Origin of the sequence: Lacrimispora xylanolytica, from assembly GCF_026723765.1 — a bacterium.
GTDB classification, from domain to species: domain Bacteria; phylum Bacillota; class Clostridia; order Lachnospirales; family Lachnospiraceae; genus Lacrimispora; species Lacrimispora xylanolytica.
In genome coordinates this window covers 2,526,398-2,546,434 of record NZ_CP113524.1, presented here as the reverse complement: position 1 = coordinate 2,546,434, position 20,037 = coordinate 2,526,398, and the positions used below count along the sequence as shown (strand labels likewise).

The 20,037-nt window shown below is 41.8% G+C and carries 17 protein-coding genes; 12 read left to right on the top strand and 5 right to left on the bottom strand.

The features are described from left to right. Positions 1-125 precede the first annotated feature (125 nt). Positions 126-875 (top strand): LysM peptidoglycan-binding domain-containing protein, encoded by a 750-nt coding sequence (locus tag OW255_RS12025; protein ID WP_081752273.1) that lies wholly within the window; start codon positions 126-128, stop codon positions 873-875. Between the two features lie 168 nt (positions 876-1,043). Here OW255_RS12025 and OW255_RS12020 read toward each other — a convergent pair whose 3' ends face one another. Beyond that, positions 1,044-1,919 (bottom strand): helix-turn-helix domain-containing protein, encoded by an 876-nt coding sequence (locus OW255_RS12020; RefSeq protein WP_024835688.1) that lies wholly within the window; start codon positions 1,917-1,919, stop codon positions 1,044-1,046. A 254-nt stretch (positions 1,920-2,173) separates the two neighbouring features. On the opposite strand from OW255_RS12020, the gene OW255_RS12015 reads away from it, so the two are divergent. Next, positions 2,174-3,064 carry an AraC family transcriptional regulator gene (locus tag OW255_RS12015; protein WP_024835689.1) on the top strand — a complete coding sequence of 297 codons (891 nt, stop codon included), beginning with the start codon at positions 2,174-2,176 and terminating at the stop codon, positions 3,062-3,064. A 104-nt stretch (positions 3,065-3,168) separates the two neighbouring features. On the opposite strand, the gene OW255_RS12010 is transcribed toward OW255_RS12015, so the two are convergent. Further along, positions 3,169-4,104 carry a helix-turn-helix transcriptional regulator gene (locus OW255_RS12010; RefSeq protein ID WP_035317577.1) on the bottom strand — a complete coding sequence of 312 codons (936 nt, stop codon included), beginning with the start codon at positions 4,102-4,104 and terminating at the stop codon, positions 3,169-3,171. Positions 4,105-4,335: 231 nt separating this feature from the next. On the opposite strand from OW255_RS12010, the gene OW255_RS12005 reads away from it, so the two are divergent. The 7 genes from OW255_RS12005 (at position 4,336) to OW255_RS11975 (ending at position 13,646) form a co-directional block, all read left to right on the top strand. Next, positions 4,336-5,289 (top strand): ABC transporter permease, encoded by a 954-nt coding sequence (locus tag OW255_RS12005; protein WP_268114218.1) that lies wholly within the window; start codon positions 4,336-4,338, stop codon positions 5,287-5,289. Between the two features lie 13 nt (positions 5,290-5,302). Beyond that, complete coding sequence (locus OW255_RS12000; RefSeq protein WP_268114217.1) at positions 5,303-6,202, top strand: carbohydrate ABC transporter permease; 900 nt, start codon at positions 5,303-5,305, stop codon at positions 6,200-6,202. Between the two features lie 55 nt (positions 6,203-6,257). Further along, complete coding sequence (locus OW255_RS11995; RefSeq protein ID WP_024835692.1) at positions 6,258-7,856, top strand: ABC transporter substrate-binding protein; 1,599 nt, start codon at positions 6,258-6,260, stop codon at positions 7,854-7,856. 369 nt (positions 7,857-8,225) lie between these two features. After that, on the top strand, positions 8,226-10,139 hold the full coding sequence (locus tag OW255_RS11990) for a beta-glucoside-specific PTS transporter subunit IIABC (protein ID WP_024835693.1): 1,914 nt from the start codon (positions 8,226-8,228) through the stop codon (positions 10,137-10,139). Between the two features lie 12 nt (positions 10,140-10,151). Then, positions 10,152-11,576, top strand: coding sequence for a glycoside hydrolase family 1 protein (locus tag OW255_RS11985; protein ID WP_035317579.1), 1,425 nt, complete (start codon positions 10,152-10,154; stop codon positions 11,574-11,576). A 22-nt stretch (positions 11,577-11,598) separates the two neighbouring features. After that, positions 11,599-12,456 (top strand): PRD domain-containing protein, encoded by an 858-nt coding sequence (locus tag OW255_RS11980; RefSeq protein WP_024835695.1) that lies wholly within the window; start codon positions 11,599-11,601, stop codon positions 12,454-12,456. A gap of 11 nt (positions 12,457-12,467) precedes the next feature. Continuing rightward, positions 12,468-13,646: an MFS transporter gene (locus tag OW255_RS11975; protein WP_268114216.1), complete on the top strand. Its 1,179-nt coding sequence runs from the start codon at positions 12,468-12,470 to the stop codon at positions 13,644-13,646. Between the two features lie 198 nt (positions 13,647-13,844). On the opposite strand, the gene OW255_RS11970 is transcribed toward OW255_RS11975, so the two are convergent. Further along, positions 13,845-15,518: a S8 family peptidase gene (locus OW255_RS11970; protein ID WP_268114215.1), complete on the bottom strand. Its 1,674-nt coding sequence runs from the start codon at positions 15,516-15,518 to the stop codon at positions 13,845-13,847. Between the two features lie 187 nt (positions 15,519-15,705). Between OW255_RS11970 and OW255_RS11965 the strand changes: the two genes are divergently transcribed. The 3 genes from OW255_RS11965 to OW255_RS11955 are packed head-to-tail and all read left to right on the top strand — an operon-like array spanning position 15,706 to position 16,889. After that, on the top strand, positions 15,706-16,287 hold the full coding sequence (locus tag OW255_RS11965; RefSeq protein WP_024835698.1) for a TetR/AcrR family transcriptional regulator: 582 nt from the start codon (positions 15,706-15,708) through the stop codon (positions 16,285-16,287). A 14-nt stretch (positions 16,288-16,301) separates the two neighbouring features. Then, the gene (locus OW255_RS11960) at positions 16,302-16,544 is read left to right on the top strand and encodes a zinc ribbon domain-containing protein (RefSeq protein ID WP_268114214.1); all 243 of its coding nucleotides are present in this window, start codon (positions 16,302-16,304) and stop codon (positions 16,542-16,544) included. Positions 16,545-16,574: 30 nt separating this feature from the next. Beyond that, the gene (locus OW255_RS11955; RefSeq protein ID WP_268114213.1) at positions 16,575-16,889 is read left to right on the top strand and encodes a carboxymuconolactone decarboxylase family protein; all 315 of its coding nucleotides are present in this window, start codon (positions 16,575-16,577) and stop codon (positions 16,887-16,889) included. A 65-nt stretch (positions 16,890-16,954) separates the two neighbouring features. On the opposite strand, the gene OW255_RS11950 is transcribed toward OW255_RS11955, so the two are convergent. Both OW255_RS11950 and OW255_RS11945 read right to left on the bottom strand, forming a co-directional pair. Then, complete coding sequence (locus OW255_RS11950; RefSeq protein ID WP_024835701.1) at positions 16,955-17,506, bottom strand: nitroreductase family protein; 552 nt, start codon at positions 17,504-17,506, stop codon at positions 16,955-16,957. 84 nt (positions 17,507-17,590) lie between these two features. Then, positions 17,591-20,020: a glycoside hydrolase family 94 protein gene (locus OW255_RS11945; RefSeq protein WP_024835702.1), complete on the bottom strand. Its 2,430-nt coding sequence runs from the start codon at positions 20,018-20,020 to the stop codon at positions 17,591-17,593. Positions 20,021-20,037: the final 17 nt, after the last annotated feature.

The window sequence follows — 20,037 nt, the reverse complement described above, 5'->3', positions numbered from 1 at the left end:
AGAGCTGGCTAAATGCCGGCTCTTATTTATAGCAAAAAAGCTTATATTTATGGTGTTTGATAGGTACGATTTATTTTCATGGTCATTATAATAGTAATAAGTATATCATTAAGGTCGTGATTATTATGTTACAATGTCCCAACGGCTCAATTTGTTACAAAGTCTGTCCTGGAGACTCCATATTTTTAATTGCTCTAAAGTTTAATACCAGTACGGATGAAATCTTAGCGGCTAATCCAGGAATAGATCCAGGCAATCTTTATATCGGGCAAGTCATATGCTTGCAGCCCAATACTCTTGATTTACCGCCATGTATCACCCAGGCATCTGAAGACATAAGTAAAGCACAAGTAGATTTAAGTAATTATATTCGAATGCTGTGGGAACAGCACATTACATGGACTCGGTTGACCATCTTAAGTATGGTCTTTGGCTTACCAGACGTGGATCTGGTTACCAACCGTTTGCTTCAGAACCCGAAGGATTTTGAAGCACTACTTAAGCCCCTCTATGGAGAAATAGCGGCTTCCAGGTTTGAACAGCTGTTTACCAGCCATCTTGTAATCGCTGCAGATCTAATAAAGGCAGCAAAAGCTGGTGATAGCAAGGCTGCGGAAGAAGCAGAGAAGAAATGGTATACAAATGCAGAGGAAATCGCTTCTTTTCTTGCAAGTATTAATCCTTACTGGTCTCAGGAAGCTTGGAAAACGATGCTCTTTGACCATCTTGCAATGACAAAAGATGAAGCTGTTGAGATGCTGACTGGGAAATATGAGAAAAGCATTACTACTTATGACCAAATTGAAACTCAGGCGTTGGAAATGGCAGATATGATGACAGATGGAATTGTGAATCAATTTTCCGGGAATTATTAAGGCTTCTATGCAAAGAAGCGCCAAATGATATTCTTGTAATATTATAAAACATCATTTACACCAGAACAGATGCTTTTAATAGATGGGATATAGGCTGAGTCTAATTAGAAAGAACTCAGCCTAAGTATTTTATAACAAAGGGACAGGCTCGTGCCACTTATGGCGTCATTATTTATCTTTTACAGCCCTTAGCTCAATATATCCTCGTTCCCCAAGTGGTTCTAATTGAATACGGGGATTTTCATCATCCCATACATATCCAATAAAGGACGGATCATATTGATTCATGGATTCCTGAACTTCCTTAATCGCTTCGCAAAAATCATTTTCATCAAAGGGCTCCCCCCTAAACATCAGATATTTTGCTTCTGGCAGTAAAATCGTATCAAATCCACCGGGAATCATTCCATCATAGTCTACTGGCACCTCAACACCCTGAACATATTCTGATGTGTTTGGCTTTCGGTAAACATTTGGGAGCCAAAGGCAAACTGGCTCATTGCTAATGGATTTTATACTGGTGAGCAGTCCCCACACGTCACATCCAACTTCTTCGCAGTAGGTAAAATATTCCGCTGCTTTTACCCCTCGTTTGATAATCACTTTTCTGGCAGGTTTTTCAACCAATTGAAGAAATACTGTTTTAGTCCGTTCCATTTTAATCTCCTTTCGAACCATTTGATCGTTAACTTTGTATGGAGTGAAAAGGTATAGAGGTATGGGCGATTTTGCATATTCCCTTGGATTACAGCCAAATTCCCGTAAAAATGCACGCTGATAGCCATCGGTACTGCCAAATCCAAGCTCCAGGGCAACGTCAATAATTTTACATGATTCGTCTCTTAGTTTAAGCGCTGACTTAGACAGCCGAAGACGCCTTATATAATCAGCAGGTGTCATATTGATATACTGAGAAAATAATCTGTGAGAATGCCAAGGAGAAAAGTGTGATGCATTTGCCAAGTCGGCAAGTGTAATGTTCTCTTTCAAATGGCGTTCAATATAATCCTGCATTCGGCTGACCGCTGAAATCTGTTCCTCCATATTCCCCCTCCTAACAGTAACAATCATAACAGCAGCAAAAGAAAACTTCTCGACTATTCTTGCTAATTTGATTCCAGTTTATCATATGAGCGATTGGAAAACTATTATTTTCATGCAGTATTGAGCATGGTATAATAAGAAGCATATCAATAACAGAACCTGTAATCCATGAAAACGGACAGAAGAAAGCAAGCCGCAACAGGAAAGTGTGATTGAAATCATCTATAATATTCCATACAAGGAGGGCAGTGAACATGGAATGGGTAACTCTTTTACAAACAGCAATTGACTATATGGAAGAACATCTTTTGGAGAACATCAATTATGAAGATGCAGCCAAACAGGTGCACATGTCTTGTTATAATTTTCACAGGACGTTCAGCCTGATGGCAGGAATTACAGCAAACGAATATATACGAAATCGAAGGTTATCTCTGGCAGGACAGGAGCTGCAGCTAACGGATATAAAAATCATTGATGCTGCCTATAAATACGGCTATGAAACGCCGGAGAGCTTTTCCAAAGCATTTTCCAGGTTTCATGGAGTTTCTCCAAAGCTTGCTAAAGTAAAAGGGACTCAGCTTTCCTTGTTTCAGGCCTTAGTTATTAAGATTATATTGGAAGGTGGTAGAACGATGGATTACAGAGTAGAAGAAGTGGGTAAGAGAACATTTATCACAAAGGTGAAGGCGTTTCGAAATGAGATCATTAATGAGGAGAGCAATCAGGATATTCCACTGTTTTGGGGAGAATGCCGTAAAGATGGAATCATAAACCAGCTCATTGGAATGCGGCCAGCGGGAAAAAAGGATTTATATGGACTTTGCAGTCCTACCAAAGAGCAGGAAGCAACCTTTGATTATGGCATAGGAGTATTAATTGACAGTGAAACTGTGATTGGAGATGAGATAGCCTTAAAAAAACAGGGCTTTAAGCTTTGGGATGTAGAACCCACGGAATATGTGGTATTTAAATGTTACGGAGACAGCGGTAATTGTATCAGTGAGACCTGGAGCCGCTTCTTTAAAGAGTTTCTGCCTCAATCCGGTTATACCCATACGGACGATACAGATTTTGAAGTTTACTATGGCCAGAAGGAACCAGAACTTTTTTGCGAATTGTGGATTCCCATTAAGAAAAAATAAATACAAACAAATTCTGCTTCTTACTAACTGCAGGATGAGCGCCGGCATAAGGATGATTTCTATGCCGGCGTTCTTTAAATGAATGGTCATCATGAAAAAGTCAGTTAATGCAAGTGTCGGATCAAAGATTCCAATTGCTCTACCATCAGTTTCTTAAGGGCATCAGGTTTTATAGATTCAATGTTCTCTCCATAGGACGTGAGATAATGAGCAATAAAGGATTCTTCTCCAGGATTATAAAACCCCCGGATCATATATTGACCATTTTCCAGGAACAGCTCCATAGATGGATAATGTTCCTTGTAAAATAAGTCTGCTCCCTTATTAGAAATAGCTACCTCGAATTCGATTGCACCTGGTTTCTTATATAAATGATCTGCCTTTCTTTGAAATTCCTCCAAAGGTTTAGCCTGATATAAAAAACTTTCTTTTAATTCTGTAACCTTGTCACATCGAAATACCTGAGGTGCATGGGTCCCAAAGTTGTACCCTGTGGCATACCATTGACCATAGGCTGAGGTAATATCAAAAAACTGTACCACATAGCTGCGATCCATATCTTTCTTTCTGTAAACCACTTCACAAACTTTTTCCTCTATAGCATATTGAAGAATATCCTTTAAAAAATGGCAATGATTAAAATGTCTGATGGAACCCAAACAAAAAACCTGTTCCATGCGGTGCAGCAATGAGATGTTATCAGAAGATATACATGTTTCGAATTTTGTTTTTAACTGCTCTACGCTTAAATGAAAAGGAGTGCTTTCATAGGCTTCTAATGTTAGCATGGAGAAATATAAAGCGAAAACCTCGTCCATTGTGAATAAAATGGGAGACAGCAGCCGATTTTTAAGGATTCCATAATGACCATTTCTGCCTTGCTTGGAATAGATGGGCAATCCCATTCTCTCTAAAGATTGCACGTCCCTGAGTGCGGTACTTTTGGATATTTCAAAGCGTTCCATAATATCTTTTAGACGAAAGGCGCTTTTGTCTTTTAAAAACATAATCATATCGCTTAAACGTTCTGATTTATTCATAAATTCCCCATTTCCTCGTTACATGTTAAAAGTGTCATATTTTGCAACCTTTTTCTAGTATACTACAGATTTTTATAGAATAGAAGGAGTATCAGTGATTGTGAAAAAGGGTGGACAAACGCATTTCACAGGCCGTTCCTGAATATACATGGGAGTAAGACGGTTTCATGAGAAAGGGCTGTAACGTAAAAACGGTTCATTTTGCAACCAGTATTGGAAAGGAGGATGTGTATGGATACGGAACGTAAAGCAGTATCAACCCATCATGGGATAGGGAGTTTTCGCAGAAAGGTGAGGAATAACCGGACATTGCTGTTAATGTGTCTTCCGGCAGTGGCTTTTTTTATCGTATTTAATTATTGTCCTCTTCCTGGTGTGTACATAGCGTTTACCAACTACAATTTCAGGGATGGCATCTTCGGCAGTCCATTTGTTGGATTGAAAAACTTTGAATTCCTTATAAAATCAGGCCAGCTAAGTCTGCTTACCAGAAACACCATCCTCTATAATCTTGTTTTTATACTTCTTGGAAATGTACTTCAGATTGCCCTGGCCATTATGCTCAACGAAATTAACAGCAGATGGTTCAGAAAAGTATCTCAGACAATTATGTTTCTGCCTTATTTTATCTCGGTTGTTCTTATTGGGGCGATCATGTTTAACATCTTAAATTATGATACAGGTGCCCTTAATACACTCTTGCGGGAGACTGGAGGAAATCCGGTCAAAATCTACAGTATGGCAGGAATATGGCCGTTTATTGTAGTTTTCTGCCAGATGTGGCAGCAGACCGGATATGGGTCTGTGGTTTATTTTGCGGCTATTTGCGGAATAGAGGCTGGGATCGTAGAAGCTGCCCAAGTGGATGGGGCTAACAGCTGGCAGAAAATCCGCTACATCATTCTCCCCAGCCTGAAACCCACGTTTATTATCTTACTGCTGTTTGCACTGGGAGGAATTATGAAGGGGAATTTTGGTCTCTTCTGGAACCTGGTGGGGGCGAATTCACAGCTGTTTCCCACCACGGACATCATTGAAACAGCAGTATACCGGATGATGATGTCACAGAACAATTTCTCCACTTCATCAGCAGTGGGGTTATATCAGTCACTGTTTGGGTTTGCTCTGGTCATGTTCAGCAACTGGGTTGTAAAGAAGATTGATCCGGATTACGCTCTGTTTTAGAGGGGGGAAAGAAATGAAGAAAAAGAAAATAAAAGAATGTAAAACAAATCTTTTCATAAAGGGTATCTCCTATGCGGTCGTGGTGTTATTTACCATGGTATGCCTTCTCCCTTTTATACTGATTCTCTCTGCATCTTTAAGCACGGAAAGCGTAATCAGCAGGCAGGGGTTTGGTCTGCTTCCCAGAGGACTTACACTGACTGCATACCAGTGGGTATTCCGGTATCCTAAAATGATACTTGGTTCCTATGGCGTTACCATCCTCATGACAGTCTGCGGAACCATGCTTGGCCTGTTTCTTATAGCCATGACGGGGTACGCCCTGCAGCGGCAGGATTTCCCGTTTCGCAATATACTTTCCTTCTTTATCTATTTTACAACCTTGTTTTCCGCAGGAATGGCCCCCACCTATATCTGGGTTTCCAGATATCTGAATTTAAAGGGAAGTTACCTTGCTGTATTCCTGCAGCTTCTTATGACTCCCTGGCTCATAATTCTCATGAAAAACTTTGCCAAATCCGTGCCCTATGAAATCACGGAGTCTGGAAAAATAGATGGTGCTGGTGATTTTACGATCTTTGCCACCCTTATATTTCCCATGTTAAAGCCGGCGCTTGCTACGGTAGGTCTGTTTCTCGCCCTTGGTTATTGGAATGAATGGTACTTATCCTCCCTTTATCTGGGGTCCTCCGTCACCTATAAGCCCCTGCAGTATTATCTGTATAACGTAATAAACATGGCAAATGCATTAAAATCTTCAGTGGCCGGAGCCAATGTTTCCATAACAGCATTGCCCTCTAATACACTGAAAATGGCGACGGCCGTTATTGCAACAGGTCCTATTATATTTATGTATCCGTTTGTCCAACGGTATTTTATATCGGGTATTGCCATTGGAGCAGTTAAGGGGTGAGAGGGAGTTTCTTTCTTAAGATTCCTATATAAAAAGTATGAAATGGAGGAGTGTCATGAGAAAACATGGTTTTGTAGCGTCTGCAATGGCAGTCATACTGTCTGCTGTTATGGCCGTAGGTCTTGCAGGCTGTAAGGGGGAGGGAGTCTCAAAAAACACATCGCCGAAAAAGGGGGACGGAAGTGTAGATACCTCCAGTCACGAGGTAATCAACATGCTGGTACTTGGAGATAAGCCAAGCAATGGCAGGTGTGAGGCAATGCTTAAGGAATTAAATCAGGTTCTTACGGAAAAGGTCAATGCAGAATTAAAGCTTACCTATGTAGAATGGGCAGACTGGCAGACCCAGTACAATGTCCAGCTCCTAAGCGGGGACAGCTCCATGGATATTATCACGACGGCTACTGACTGGCTGTACGGCTGGGAAAATGTGGAGAAGGGAGCATTTCTTCCCTTATCCGAAGAAATGTTAAAAACTTATGCGCCTAAGACCTGGAGTCAGGTTGATGCTTCTGGTAACTGGAATATTTGCAAATATAAGGGTGAGATTTATTTTATCCCGGAAGATCATTACACTCAGTATACCAATCACGGGATGTTCTACCGCGGAGACTGGGCCAAAGAGGCAGGTCTTTTAAATGGAACTGTGACTAAATTTAATGATCTGACCACCTATTTTCAGTATGTTAAAGAAAATAAAGAAGGTGTAATTCCCTGGGATGTGGCTGGGAAAAATAACTCCGGAGGTGTACTCGGAGGGTTCATACAGTCCAATACAGACAGCCGGGTCATGGTAGGCTGTAACGCGGGTAACTATGAATTCTGGTTTACCAGCGCTTCGGATCCCTATACCATCTATTCCCCGTATATGGAGTCAAATGTTATCTATGAAGCAGCCGAGCTGATGAAACAATGGAATGAAATCGGTGTCTGGCGAGAGGATGTCCTTAATTTTGACGGGGATTCCAGAGAAGAGATGTATGCAGGAACCAGTGGAAGCGATCAACATCACAGCCAGACCTATTACTCACAGATAAAGCCTAATATGGATAAGAAGCAGCCGGGTTCTGATGCAAAGATGTATCCCTGGGGCCAGGAAAATAAAAACATAGCAAAGCCATTAAAAACTCACGGAGCAGCGGCCATTAGTGCTAATTCCAAACACCCCGAAAGAGCCCTTATGGTATATGATCTTCTTCGCAATGATGAAACCTGTTACCGGTATATCAATTACGGAATCGAGGGGACAGATTATATCATTACTTCAGATAATAAGCTTGCTTACCCGGAAGGCTGGGACCAGAGTACGGATAAACTGGATTCTAATTTCTGGTGCGGACGAAACGATGACCTGGAGCTGGAAAACAGCTTCAATTGGAGCGGTACAAAGGAAATGATTGAGAATCTCAATGAAATTGCTTATACCTATGAATTTGAGAACTTAATCCTGAACAAACATGAGGTGGAAGCGGAACAGGCCGCCATTGCCAATGTTTTATCAGAATATCTTCCTCAGCTTGCCTATGGAAAATATGACAATCCCCGGGAAGCCATTGATGAAATGAGGAGAAAGATTAAGGATGCAGGATATGACAAAGTGAAATCAGCGTTCCAAAAAGATATGGATGAATATAAAAAAGAAAATGGCAAGTAACCAGGAGGTTGATAAATAAAGCAGACTGTGGGAGTGCATTTAGGCATTCCCACAGGAATGTGAAACAGATTCCTGTCATTTGTCTACTTTCGACAAAAAATACATAGTAAGATTGTATTAAATGCAGAAAAACAAAAAAGGATATTGCGCGATTAAAAAAATAGTGATATATTATGCTTAAGTTGAGAACAACTAAATAAATGAATATGAAGACGTGTTACTGGTAATGCAGGCAAGATCGGATTAGACGAATGGTTATAAGACGGATGGGGTATTTTGTCTTATGAAGAGTTCGTTTAATTGGGTCTTTTTATTTTGTCATTCCGGCCGGATGAGGAGATAAGAAAATACTTGAAAGGGGTTTTGTATATGAATTATAATCAAATAGCGAAAGATATCTTAACAAATGTTGGCGGTTCTGGTAACGTAAAAGGACTGACCCATTGCTTTACAAGATTAAGATTTCAATTAAAGGATTCAAAAAGAGCAAATAAAGAAACCATCGAACATCTGGAAGGTGTCATCTCTGTTGTAGAGAGCGGAGGACAGTTCCAGGTAGTGCTGGGAACCAAGGTAAACCAGGTTTATGATGCCATGGTTCCTATGATATCCATAGATGAAACAACAGAGATCAGCGAAGAGAAGGTATCCATCTGGAACCGCATTCTGATTGCAGTTTCTGCTATGTTTACCCCTATGGTTCCTGCGATTGCAGCTTCCGGTCTTTTAAAGGGATTCCTTACCATTGCAAAGATTCTGGCAGCGAAGCAAGGTGTGGATATTACGGTAAATCAGACATACACGCTGATTATGGCTGGTACGGATGCCTTATTCTATTTCATGCCTGTTATTTTAGCATATACCAGTGCCAAGGTATTTAAGGCAAATGAATTTATTGCAATGGCACTTGGTGGTACCATGTGTTATCCGTCAGTCGTAGCGCTGATGACTGGGAAAGATGTAGTGAGCATGTTTGGTGTTACCATCACCAAAGCAAGCTATGCTTCCTCTGTTATTCCGATTATCATTGGAGTTTTCATTCTTTCCTATGTGCAGAAATTTTTAGAAAAAGTAATTCCAGAAGTCTTAAAAATCATTCTGGTTCCTGGTCTGTCACTCCTTGTGATGCTTCCGGCAACCTTTATGGTATTTGGTCCCATTGGTATCTACATCGGTAACGCAATCACCTTTGTTTATACTGGTATGATGAATTTAAGCCCGGCCATCTGCGGTGCCTTTATCGGCGGTATGTGGTGCGTGTTTGTTATATTCGGTGCGCATAGAGCACTTCTTCCAATTGGTATTAACGATGTAGCTCAGTTCGGTCACCAGAACCTTCTTGCTTTCGCAGGCGCAGCCAACTTCTCACAAGGTGGAGCAGCTCTGGGTGTTATGTTAAAAACAAGGAATAAAGATTTAAAGACGGTAGCAGCATCAGCAGCAATATCTGCTTCCGTATGTGGTATTACGGAACCTGCCATTTATGGTTGTAACCTTCGTTTAAAAAGACCGATGATTTATGCTATCATTTGCGGTGCCATTGGCGGAGCTATCATGGGCGTTGGCGGTGTATATGGCGATTCCTTTGCAAATAACGGAATTCTTACCTTTGCAACGTATGCGGCCTTTGGTATGAAACCATTTGTTTATTATCTGGTCGGAGTAGGCGTATCCTTCTTTGGCGCCATGATACTTACTTACCTGTTTGGCTTTGATGAAATGGGAGATAAGAAAAAGAAAACAGAAGCAACAGCAGTGGCCCAGACACCAGAATCAAAGACAACAGTCGAAACAAAGAATACGGAATTCGATCCATCAGAAGCTGATTTATTCATATATTCACCCATTGAAGGTGAAGCTGTTTCCATGACGAAAGTAAATGATGAAGTATTTTCCTCTATGGCATTAGGAAATGGAATTGCTATTATTCCGGAAAAAGGAGAGGTAGTGGCTCCGGAAGACTGTACTGTGACCTTAATCTATCCAACCCTTCATGCACTTGGTCTTATGCTGGATAATGGGGTAGAGATGATTATCCATGTTGGAATTAACACCGTTCAGTTAGAAGGAAAGCATTTTGAGAAGTTTGTAGAAGAAGGCAGTCATATTAAAAAGGGAACTAAAATTCTGTCCTTTGATATTGATGCATTAAAAAAAGAAGGCTATGATACCATTGTTCCGATTATCGTAAGCAATACTCCGGTATTTCAGCAGGTTTCCGGGATTACAGGAAAAGGGGCTACTCTTGAGAAGTCGGTCATTGCCATCAAAAAAAATCAGTAAAGGAGTTTTGACATGAACAAAATAAAAACGAAGTTTCCTGATCACTTTTTATGGGGAGCATCCTCATCTGCATTTCAGATTGAAGGTGGCTGGGATGAAGGCGGAAAAGGGCCTACGGTTGCGGATATAAACTCCTTTAAACGTTCTCATTTACAGGCTGACAGTAAGGTTGCCAGCGATTTCTTCCATCACTGGAAAGAGGACATCGCTTTAATGAAAGAGATGGGACTTAATATTTACCGTTTTTCCATTGCCTGGGCAAGAATCATACCAGATGGCGACGGGGAAATTAATCAGGCAGGAATCGATTTTTATAATGATGTCATTAACTGCCTGTTAGACAATGATATTCAGCCCTTTATTACTTTATATCACTTTGATCTTCCCTATGCACTGGTTGAAAAATACAATGGCTGGGAATCCAGAGAATGCGTAAAAGCATTTGAGCGCTATGCAAAGGTCTGTTTTCAAACATTTGGTGACAGGGTGACCTATTGGCAGGTTCATAACGAACAAAACCTCATGGTCCGTGTGGATGAACGAGTGAATATTACCGCAGAAGACAGCTGGGAGGCTGACCGTCAGAGAGCACAGATGGATTACCACATGTTCCTCGCTCATGCACTGGCAGTGAAGGCATGCCATTCTATCATTCCGGAAGGCAAGATTGGTCCGGCAGTTTCTTCCACCTGTACGTACCCGGAGAGCAACCGTCCGGAAGATGTTTGGGCAGCCAGGTTAAATGACTGGTTTAAGACAGATTACTGTCTGGACATGCATTACTATGGCCGCTATCCAGGTTATTACATGCGTTACCTGGAGGAAAGAAACATCGTTCCCGTTATGATGCCGGAGGATGAGGAAATATTAAAGGATGCAAAGATGGATTTTATTGCTCTTAATTATTATCGCACTCTTTGCGTTAAGTATCTGCCGGCGGATGAAACTCATCCTGTAGGAGAGAGAGCTTTCCCGATCAATCAGGTTGATTTTGACCAGTATGGATATTTCCATCATCTGAAAAATGAGCATCTTGCATCCAGTGAATACGGAGCACAGATTGACCCGCTAGGCCTTCGTACCGTATTAAATAATTATCATCAAAAATATCATCTTCCTCTAATCGTTACAGAAAATGGACTGGGTACCGCTGACACCTTAACAGAAGACGGAAAGGTCCATGACGATTATAGAATCGATTACTTGAGGGCTCATATTCTGGCTTGCAGCCAGGCAATAGAAGACGGAGTTGAGATGCTGGGATATTCCCCTTGGACCTTTATGGATCTCCTTAGCTCTCACGAGGGATTTAAGAAACGTTATGGTTTCATTTATGTCAATCGTGACGATCATGACTTAAAAGATATGAGCCGCATTAAAAAAGACAGCTTTTACTGGTATCAGCGGGTAATTGAAACGAACGGGGAAGAACTCTAAATAACAGAAATGGGGTTTGGTTATGAGGGTTGTTAAGGTAATGAATAATTCTCTGCTGCTGGCGCTTGACGACAGCGGCAGAGAAGTGATCTTGATGGGAAAGGGAATTGGATTTAATAAATCCATTGGCCACCATTTAAAAAGTGAAGACATTGAGAAAGTGTTCGTCTTAAAGGACCGGTCCATTTCAAAGAATATCATCCGTCTTGCATCTGAGATTGACAGTACTTATTTTGAACTGGCAAAGCAGGTGATAGACCATGCCATAGAAGTATATGGGATGGTTTTAATGGAGCACATTTATCTGGGGCTTACGGACCATCTTTCTTTTGCTGTAAAAAGATATCATGAGGGGATTTTAATACAGAATTTTTATACACAGACATTAAAGCGCTTTAATCCGAAAGAATTCCAGGTCGGATTATATGCCCTGCAGCTTGTGAGGGAGCAGCTGCATGTGGACTTACCCCAGGATGAGGCCGGCAACATTGCCTTTCATTTTATCAATGCCCAAACAAATAACTCTGATAGTACTGACAACCAGACCATTTTTGAAACCGTTCAAGGAATTTTAGATATTGTGAAATACAACTTCTCCATTATTTACAATGAAGAGGGGATCGGTTATACCCGTTTCGTCACTCACTTGCGGCTTTTTGCACAACGGCTTGTCAATGGCAGTCAGGATTTATATGATTATGAGGATTCTTTTTATACTCATGTCATTGAAAGCTGTGAAAGGGAGTACGACTGTGTGAAAAAAATTGGGATCTTTATTCAGGAAAAATTTGATTCCAGACTGTCCAGACAGGAAGAAATGTACTTAACGGTCCATATTCATCGGATTTTGGAGGAATACTCTCAGCAGAACAGGAAATGAAGGGACACAAATTGAACGAACAAACTTTTACTCGCAAACAGGAAATCCGTTTTCTTGCCATGGTTTCCCTCTTTTGGTTTGCGCAGTACATATACATTCCCTATCAAACGACTTATCTGACTTTTTTAGGTGTCAGCAGTACATTTACCGGAATGGTCTTAGGCGCCTATGGGATTACCCAGCTGGTATTTCGGCTTCCCATAGGACTCTGTGCGGATTCCATTGGAAGGCATAAATGTTTCATTATGGCAGGAACTTGTTTTTCCGGTCTGGCCTCCTTGTTTCGGATATTCTGGGGCAATGGAATGGGATTTTTAGCAGCAAATCTCTTTTCAGGCCTTGCTTCGGCCATGTGGATATCTTTTATGGTGTTTTACACCAATCACTTTTCAAACAAAAACCAGCAGGAAGCCACCAGCAGGATTGTAATGTTTAATAACCTTGGCATGCTCGTTGGTTTTCTGTTAAGTACCATTGGCTACAGCAGAATCGGGATGATGGGAATCTGCATTCTCAGTGTGTGTGCCGGACTGCTTGCATTTATTCTTTCACTTCAAATAAAAGAACCATGCAAAAAGACTGGAGAGGCTGATATAAAAGACCTTCTCTCCGTATGTAAGTTAAAACGGTTATGGTTATTTGCCATACTTGCTCTCATTCAACAGGGCATTCAGCTTACGACTGTAATGTCATTTACAAATCAAATCCTAAAAGACCTTGGAGCTTCCAATGGGCTTGTTGGATTATCTTCTATCATATATATGGTTTCAGCAGTGGGATTTGCAGCTTTTGCTTCCACCTTTCTCTGTTGCAGGAAAGGTCCCAGATTCTGGATACCTACCGTCTTTGTCATTGTATCTGTATACTGTATCCTGGTACCGTCAGCAAATAAAATATCACAGCTTTTATTCCTGCAGATACTTCCTGGAATGTCTACCGGTATTTTGTTTTCTTATCTTAATTCTGAAGCAATGTGCGGAATTCCATTAGAAAAGCGTTCCACAGCCATGGGTCTTTTTCAGGCAGTCTATGCCATAGGTATGACTACATTTCCAATCTTTACGGGAGCCCTGGCCTCTGCTTTTAGTATCCATTGCGGTTATTTAGTGCTGGCAGGAATTTCTCTCATAGGCACTATCGTATCTGCGGTATATTATATCAATAAAAGCAGAGCTGAAAAAAATCGTTAAGAAGCTATAACGATACAAATCTGTAATGAGCAATAGTGCAAAAATATAATACCTCTTACTGAAAAATACGTCTTGAACAGTATTCAGTGTGGTGTGCCATGAATAAAATGGCACTACGCTGGAAACTGGTCAAGACGTATTTTTATTGCTTGATATTGGAAAGAGCTATTAAGTAACAGCCTGGCACGGTCACTGACTTTAAATAACTGACAGCCGTTCAAATATATGGTAAATATCCACCTGGCCATATCCCCATATGTTGTTGGGAAATTGATAAAGATCATTTCTTCTTGCGCCTCGGATAATCATACGATTAACCTGCAGGCCAGTCATTTCTGTATAATTTCCCCGGGCAAAACCCCATTCCATGACCATGGCGGCAACGCCGGTGGCATGAGCACAGGCAGCGCCTGAACCGGTCAAGGTGCCATACTGATTACCTGGAATGGCGCAGGGGATTCGGTAGCCAGGAGCAGCTATATCTGGAACGACATCGCCAAATCTGGAATAGCCTCTTCCCGATTCTTCCAGAATCAAGTCAAAAAACTGATTGTAAGCTGCTACCGTAAGAGGATTTTTTGCGTTTCCAGGTGAAGTGATTGTGGTATTAGGCGTTGAAATCTGAAAGTAGGTTTCATTGGTTATGAGATTACCGGAGGGAAGCCAGGAGTGGACAAAAAAGGGTTCGTTTTCCATGCTGTGGATTTTTAACAGCCATGGTCCTGGTAAAGGATTATCAAAGCGAACTAAAATCACTTGATCCCCGGTCTCTCCATCCATATCTATGTTATTGACCCAGACGGATGAATTGCCCACGGTAAGCTGATATTTTTCGCATCGGTTAAGGGAGGGGGGCCTTCCTTCCAGAAATTCTCCGTTAGGTGAAACTATATCCAGAGTAATTCTTCCCGGCGGGAACGGCCATATTTCCATAGAAAATCTCTTATCCTGTTCTCCTACATTTAAATAAAATTCATTTTCATAGGGAGAGGAAGTGATGTTGTTGTAGTAATGGCGGCGTTTATCCGCTTCATTGCCTGCAGCTACAGTTACATTAATTCTTTGCAGATTTACAATGCTGTCTATATAACGAGCCAGGGCACTCCTTCCGCAATGACCTCCCTGACTGCTGCCAAGAGCAATACAAATTATAACTGGACGGCTTAATTGCTGGGCAAGAGAAAGTATAAAACGGATTCCCAGCATGATATCAGATTCTTGATAGCATAAGGCATCTTCTGGTACTGCAAAGATATCCTTTAAGCTTTTTTTTGCCTCTTTCAGCTTTACAACAGCCAATTTTGTCTGGGGAGCTACTCCCATAAAGGAGTTATCCTGACTGGGGGTGCCGGAAATAATGCTGGCGATTGCCGTTCCATGACCATGAGTGTCAACGCTTGGAACAATGCTTAAGGGAGCGGTAGACATTAAAGCAGTATCAATGTTGGTCTTTGTATAGACGGAACCGAATTCAAAGCCTTTTGGAGGTTTTCCGTTTTGATCGGACTGATCCCAGATAGAGAGAATCCGGCTGGACCCATCGCGGTTGCGAAAGGCAGGGTGCTGATAATCAATCCCTGTATCAATAATTCCAATGATAATGCCCAGACCAAATAAATTAAGGCCAGGTTCTCTTTGTATGCTTCCAACTCCGGATTTTTCTACACTCACCTTAGAAGCCAGAGTAAACAGAGAGGGGAAACTACTGTAAGGATAAATTCCAAGGTCACAGGCATTCATTTGGCTTCTATGCAAGTGGAGAAGAGAGTGTTTTTCGTTAATCATCGTTACATTGCCTTTGTCAACCGATTCGGGAATCAGGGCATTGCTTATGATTAAATCATAATATTCATTGTCCAAAATTTTTTGCATGAATTGCCTCCTGTGCCTTACAAGGCAAAGTATATGTATATACTATGCAGACGGTCTGTGCGGTTTGCATAAAACTGATATTATAAGAGATGAAACGAAAAAATGTGCAGGAATTTAAAATAATGATTGCTTTTTTCATCAATTGGAATTATAATGAGTACACACTCAATGAATGGTTGGTCAATATATGAAATCAAAAAGACAGATACAAAAAGAGAATACAAGGCAGAAGATACTGGATACGGCATATCGGGTGTATATGGAGCAGGGGTTTGGCGCACCGACTGCTGAGATAGCAAGAGAAGCTGGGATTTCTCATGGTTCTGTATTTTCCCACTTTCAGTCGTTGAATGAACTGCTGGAATGCCTGATCGAAAGCTTTGGCACATCTCTTGCCTTGGAGATTCGAAGGCTTGCAGAGGAAAGCGGGAGTGTGGAAGAGCTTCTTAAGATGCATCTGGAAATTTTAAGCCGCCATGAGGGCTTTTATACCCGGCTGATGACAGAAAGAAGTCTGCTTCCAAAAGAAGTGCAGTATACGTTTGCCAATACCCAGACTACCATTGCACATCATTTTGGCCGTATTTTTGAGGAGGAAATAAACAAAGGGACCATAAAGAATATTCCCGTCCATATGCTATATTCCACATGGCTTGGAATGATTCAATATTATTTATGGAATAAAGATTTTTTTGCGCCCCAAGGTCCGGTAATCAGCCGTTACTCCAGGGAATTAAAAGATACCTTTCTAACGCTGATAAGATGTTGACAGGAGGAAATAGGATGAAGATATGCATCGCTTGTGGAATGCCTATGGAAAATGCTTCTGATTTTCCGGGAGGCGATATGGAAAAGGATTATTGTATTCATTGTGCAAGGCCAGATGGGTCCATGCAGTCATTTGAAGAGAAAAAAGCAAGTACAGTTGGTTTTATAATGAAAACACAGGGATTTGATGAATTTGCAGCAATTGAGATTGCGTTAAATGGCATGAAAAAGCTGCCAGCCTGGAAGCACTTTTTTTAGGGGCAGAAGATCATAGAAAGGAGAATTAATATGCAGGTAAGTAATGCATTTCAGACATTTCAAGAGGAGGCACCAGAGGTTCATAAAGCATGGATGGAGACCATTCAGAAATTAGATGCAGCAAGCGCTCTGGACAAAAAGACAGAGGAATTAGCCTATATCGCAGTAATGGCAGCTGTAAAGCTGGATAGCGGTATCCCCTTCCACGTGCAGATGGCAAAAGCCCACGGCGCTACGAGAGAAGAGATCATAAGCAGCGTACTGGTTGGGCTTCCGGCCGTTGGCAATACAGTGATACATTCTCTTCCCATCGCATTAAAAGCCTTTGATGGAGAAGGTAAATAATTAAAGTCCCCCTCATGCTTCGGTTTAATCAGAAAAAGCCGAAACGTAAGGGGGTTCTTTTTGAATTATTTGTTAGAGGATTTTCCTTCCTGAATACCCTCAAAGGAGTTATAGAAAACAGTGTGCTCCATCTCATACCTGGTACCATGGAGCTGATGAGGGACACAGTCTTCTCTGGGATATCCCAGGGGAAGCAGTGCCACGGGAATAAGATAATCAGGGATTTGGAAAGCAGACCGAATCGCCTCCGGATCAAAATGTCCTACCCAGGTAGTGCCAAGTCCCAGAGCGGCAGCCTGGAGCATCATCTGAGTGGTTACAATGCTGGCATCCACCACTCCCATATCTTCCTTATCATAAGACCGCTTCCAGCTCACCGTCTTATCGTAGCAAACGAGAAGAGCCATGGGAGCATGAAAATGGTAAATCGTACATGATTTTAATTGTTCCAGATTTTCTTCGCTATCAATGACAAGAATTCTTTGAGGTTGAAAATTAACAGCAGTAGGAGCAAGTCTTCCTGCTTCCAGTATTAAATCGAGGGTTTCCTTTTCAATTTTTTTGTTGCTGAATTTTCTTACAGAGTAACGTTCTTTGACCAGTTCTAAGAAATCCATTCTTTCCTCTCCTTACTGATTTTTCTAGTTATTATATCATGAAACTTAAAAAAGGGCAAAGCCGTAATGACCTTGCCCTGAGACTTACGGTAAAACCACCGTAATATGATATTCTTTCTTACCTTCTTCAAATGGAACTTCATTTCCTTCCATAGACATACCGTCAACCAAGAACGCTTTTGGTTCGCCATGTTTGCTTTTTCTGACCTGAATATGATAGTCGGCGCCTCTGAATTTACGGATGGCGGTGAATTCTTCAATAGAATCAGGAAGACATGGATCTACAATGAGCCCATGAAAGCCAGGGCGGATTCCAAGAATGTATTGGGAGATGCTGACAAAGGTCCATGCTGCTGTACCAGTCAGCCAGCTGTTTTTTGCCTCTCCAAAGTTTTTGGCATCCTTACCTGCTATCATCTGGGAATATACATAAGGTTCAGTCTTGTGAATCTCACTGATTTCTTCGATATAAGCAGGACAGGTGCGCCGGTATACTTCAAATGCCCGGTTACCTCTGCCGATCATGGTTTCAGCAATGGTAATCCATGGGTTGTTGTGGCAGAAGATACCTGCATTTTCTTTATAACCTGGCGGGTAAGAGGTAATCTCTCCCAGATGCTTCTGATATGTTGAATAGGCCGGCTGAAGGATTACAATGCCGTATGGTGTGTCAAGATGTTCCTTCACACTGTCAAGAGCTTTCTCGGCAAGGCCTTCTGAAATTCCAATGCCTCCCATTACGCAAAATCCCTGAGGCTCTATAAAAATCTGTCCTTCTTCGCACTCCTTGGAACCTACCTTTTCTCCAAATGCATCGTAGGCTCTTAAGAACCATTTGCCATCCCAACCTGACTTCAGTACGGCATCGTAAACTTCTTTTACAGATTCCTCTGCTTTCAGAGCCTCTTCCTCCAGCCCGGTCATACGGCAAATGGTCGCATATTCTTTCCCGTATTTTACATACATTCCTGCGATCATAATGGATTCGGCAACTGGACCTTCCGATGGACCTGTTGTCTGAAAGGATTCTCCAGGCTCTGTGGAGAAGCAGTTTAAGTTCAGACAGTCATTCCAGTCCGCTCTTCCAATTAAGGGAAGTCCATGAGGTCCCAGATTATTTTTTGTAAAGCCAAAGGAACGCCTAAGGTGTTCCATCAGAGACTGGCTCTTCGTCTCGTCATTGTCAAAGGGAACAGATTCCTTTAGAATATCCCAGTCACCTGTTTCTCTGATATAGGCAGAAACTCCTGCAATGAGCCAAAGAGGATCATCGTTAAAACCGCTTCCGATATCCAGGTTGCCCTTTTTCGTCAGAGGCTGATACTGATGATAAGCGCTTCCATCTTCAAACTGAGTGGAGGCAATGTCGATAATACGTTCTCTTGCCCGTTCTGGTATCATATGTACAAAGCCCAGAAGATCCTGGCAGGAATCCCGAAATCCCATGCCTCTTCCTGTACCTGATTCATAGTAGGAAGCGGAGCGGGACATGTTAAAGGTCACCATACATTGATACTGGTTCCAGATGTTGACCATACGGGCCGCTTTTTCATCTGACATTGAAACAGAATAGGTTGATAGAAGCCGTTCCCAGTGTTTCTTTAATGAAAGAATGGCTTCATTTACCTGAGCACTTGTACTGTATTTGTCTAAAACAGACTTTGAAGGCTCTTTGTTTATGATGTTTGGAGCGCTCCACTTTTTGTCGTCGGGATTTTCGGCATAACCAAGTACAAAGATCAGTTCCTTTGCTTCTCCTGGTTCCAAATGGATGGAAAGACGATGGGAACCAATGGGAGACCAGCCGCTTGCCATGGAGTTACCGGATGAGTTCTTCCCGACCATAACCGGCTCTTTGTTGGAGCCATACGTTCCCACAAAGGTATTCCTGTCTGTATCGAAGCCGTCGATTTCTGCATTAACAGCATAATAAGCATAGTGATTGCGGCGTTCCCTGTATTCGGTTTTGTGGTAGATGACAGAACCTTCCACCTCAATTTCACCGGTGCTTAGATTACGTTGAAAGTTTGTCATATCATCCATGGCGTTCCATAAACAGAATTCTACATAGGAATATAGGGAGAAATCCTTTGGAGCATCGGATGCGTTCTCCAAGGTCACTTTATGAATCTCGCATGAATCATGGAGGGGAACAAAGGCAGTAACGCTTGCTTTGACTTTGTTTTTCGTACCGCTGTAGCAAGTATAGCCAAGGCCGTGACGGCATTCATAAGAATCCAGAGGAGTCTGAGAAGGCTGCCAGCCCGGATTCCATACAGTTCCGTTGTCATTGATATAATAGTAGTGACCATTGCTGTCTAAAGGAACGTTGTTATAACGATACCGGGTCAGTCTAAGAAGCTTTGCGTCTTTATAAAAGCTATAGCCGCCTCCGGTATTAGACATCAGGGAAAAGAAATTTTCGCTGCCCAGGTAATTGATCCAGGGTAGCGGAGTGTCCGGTGTAGTTATGATGTATTCCTTTTCCTGATCATCGAAATAACCATATTTCATATAGGATAACTCCTTTC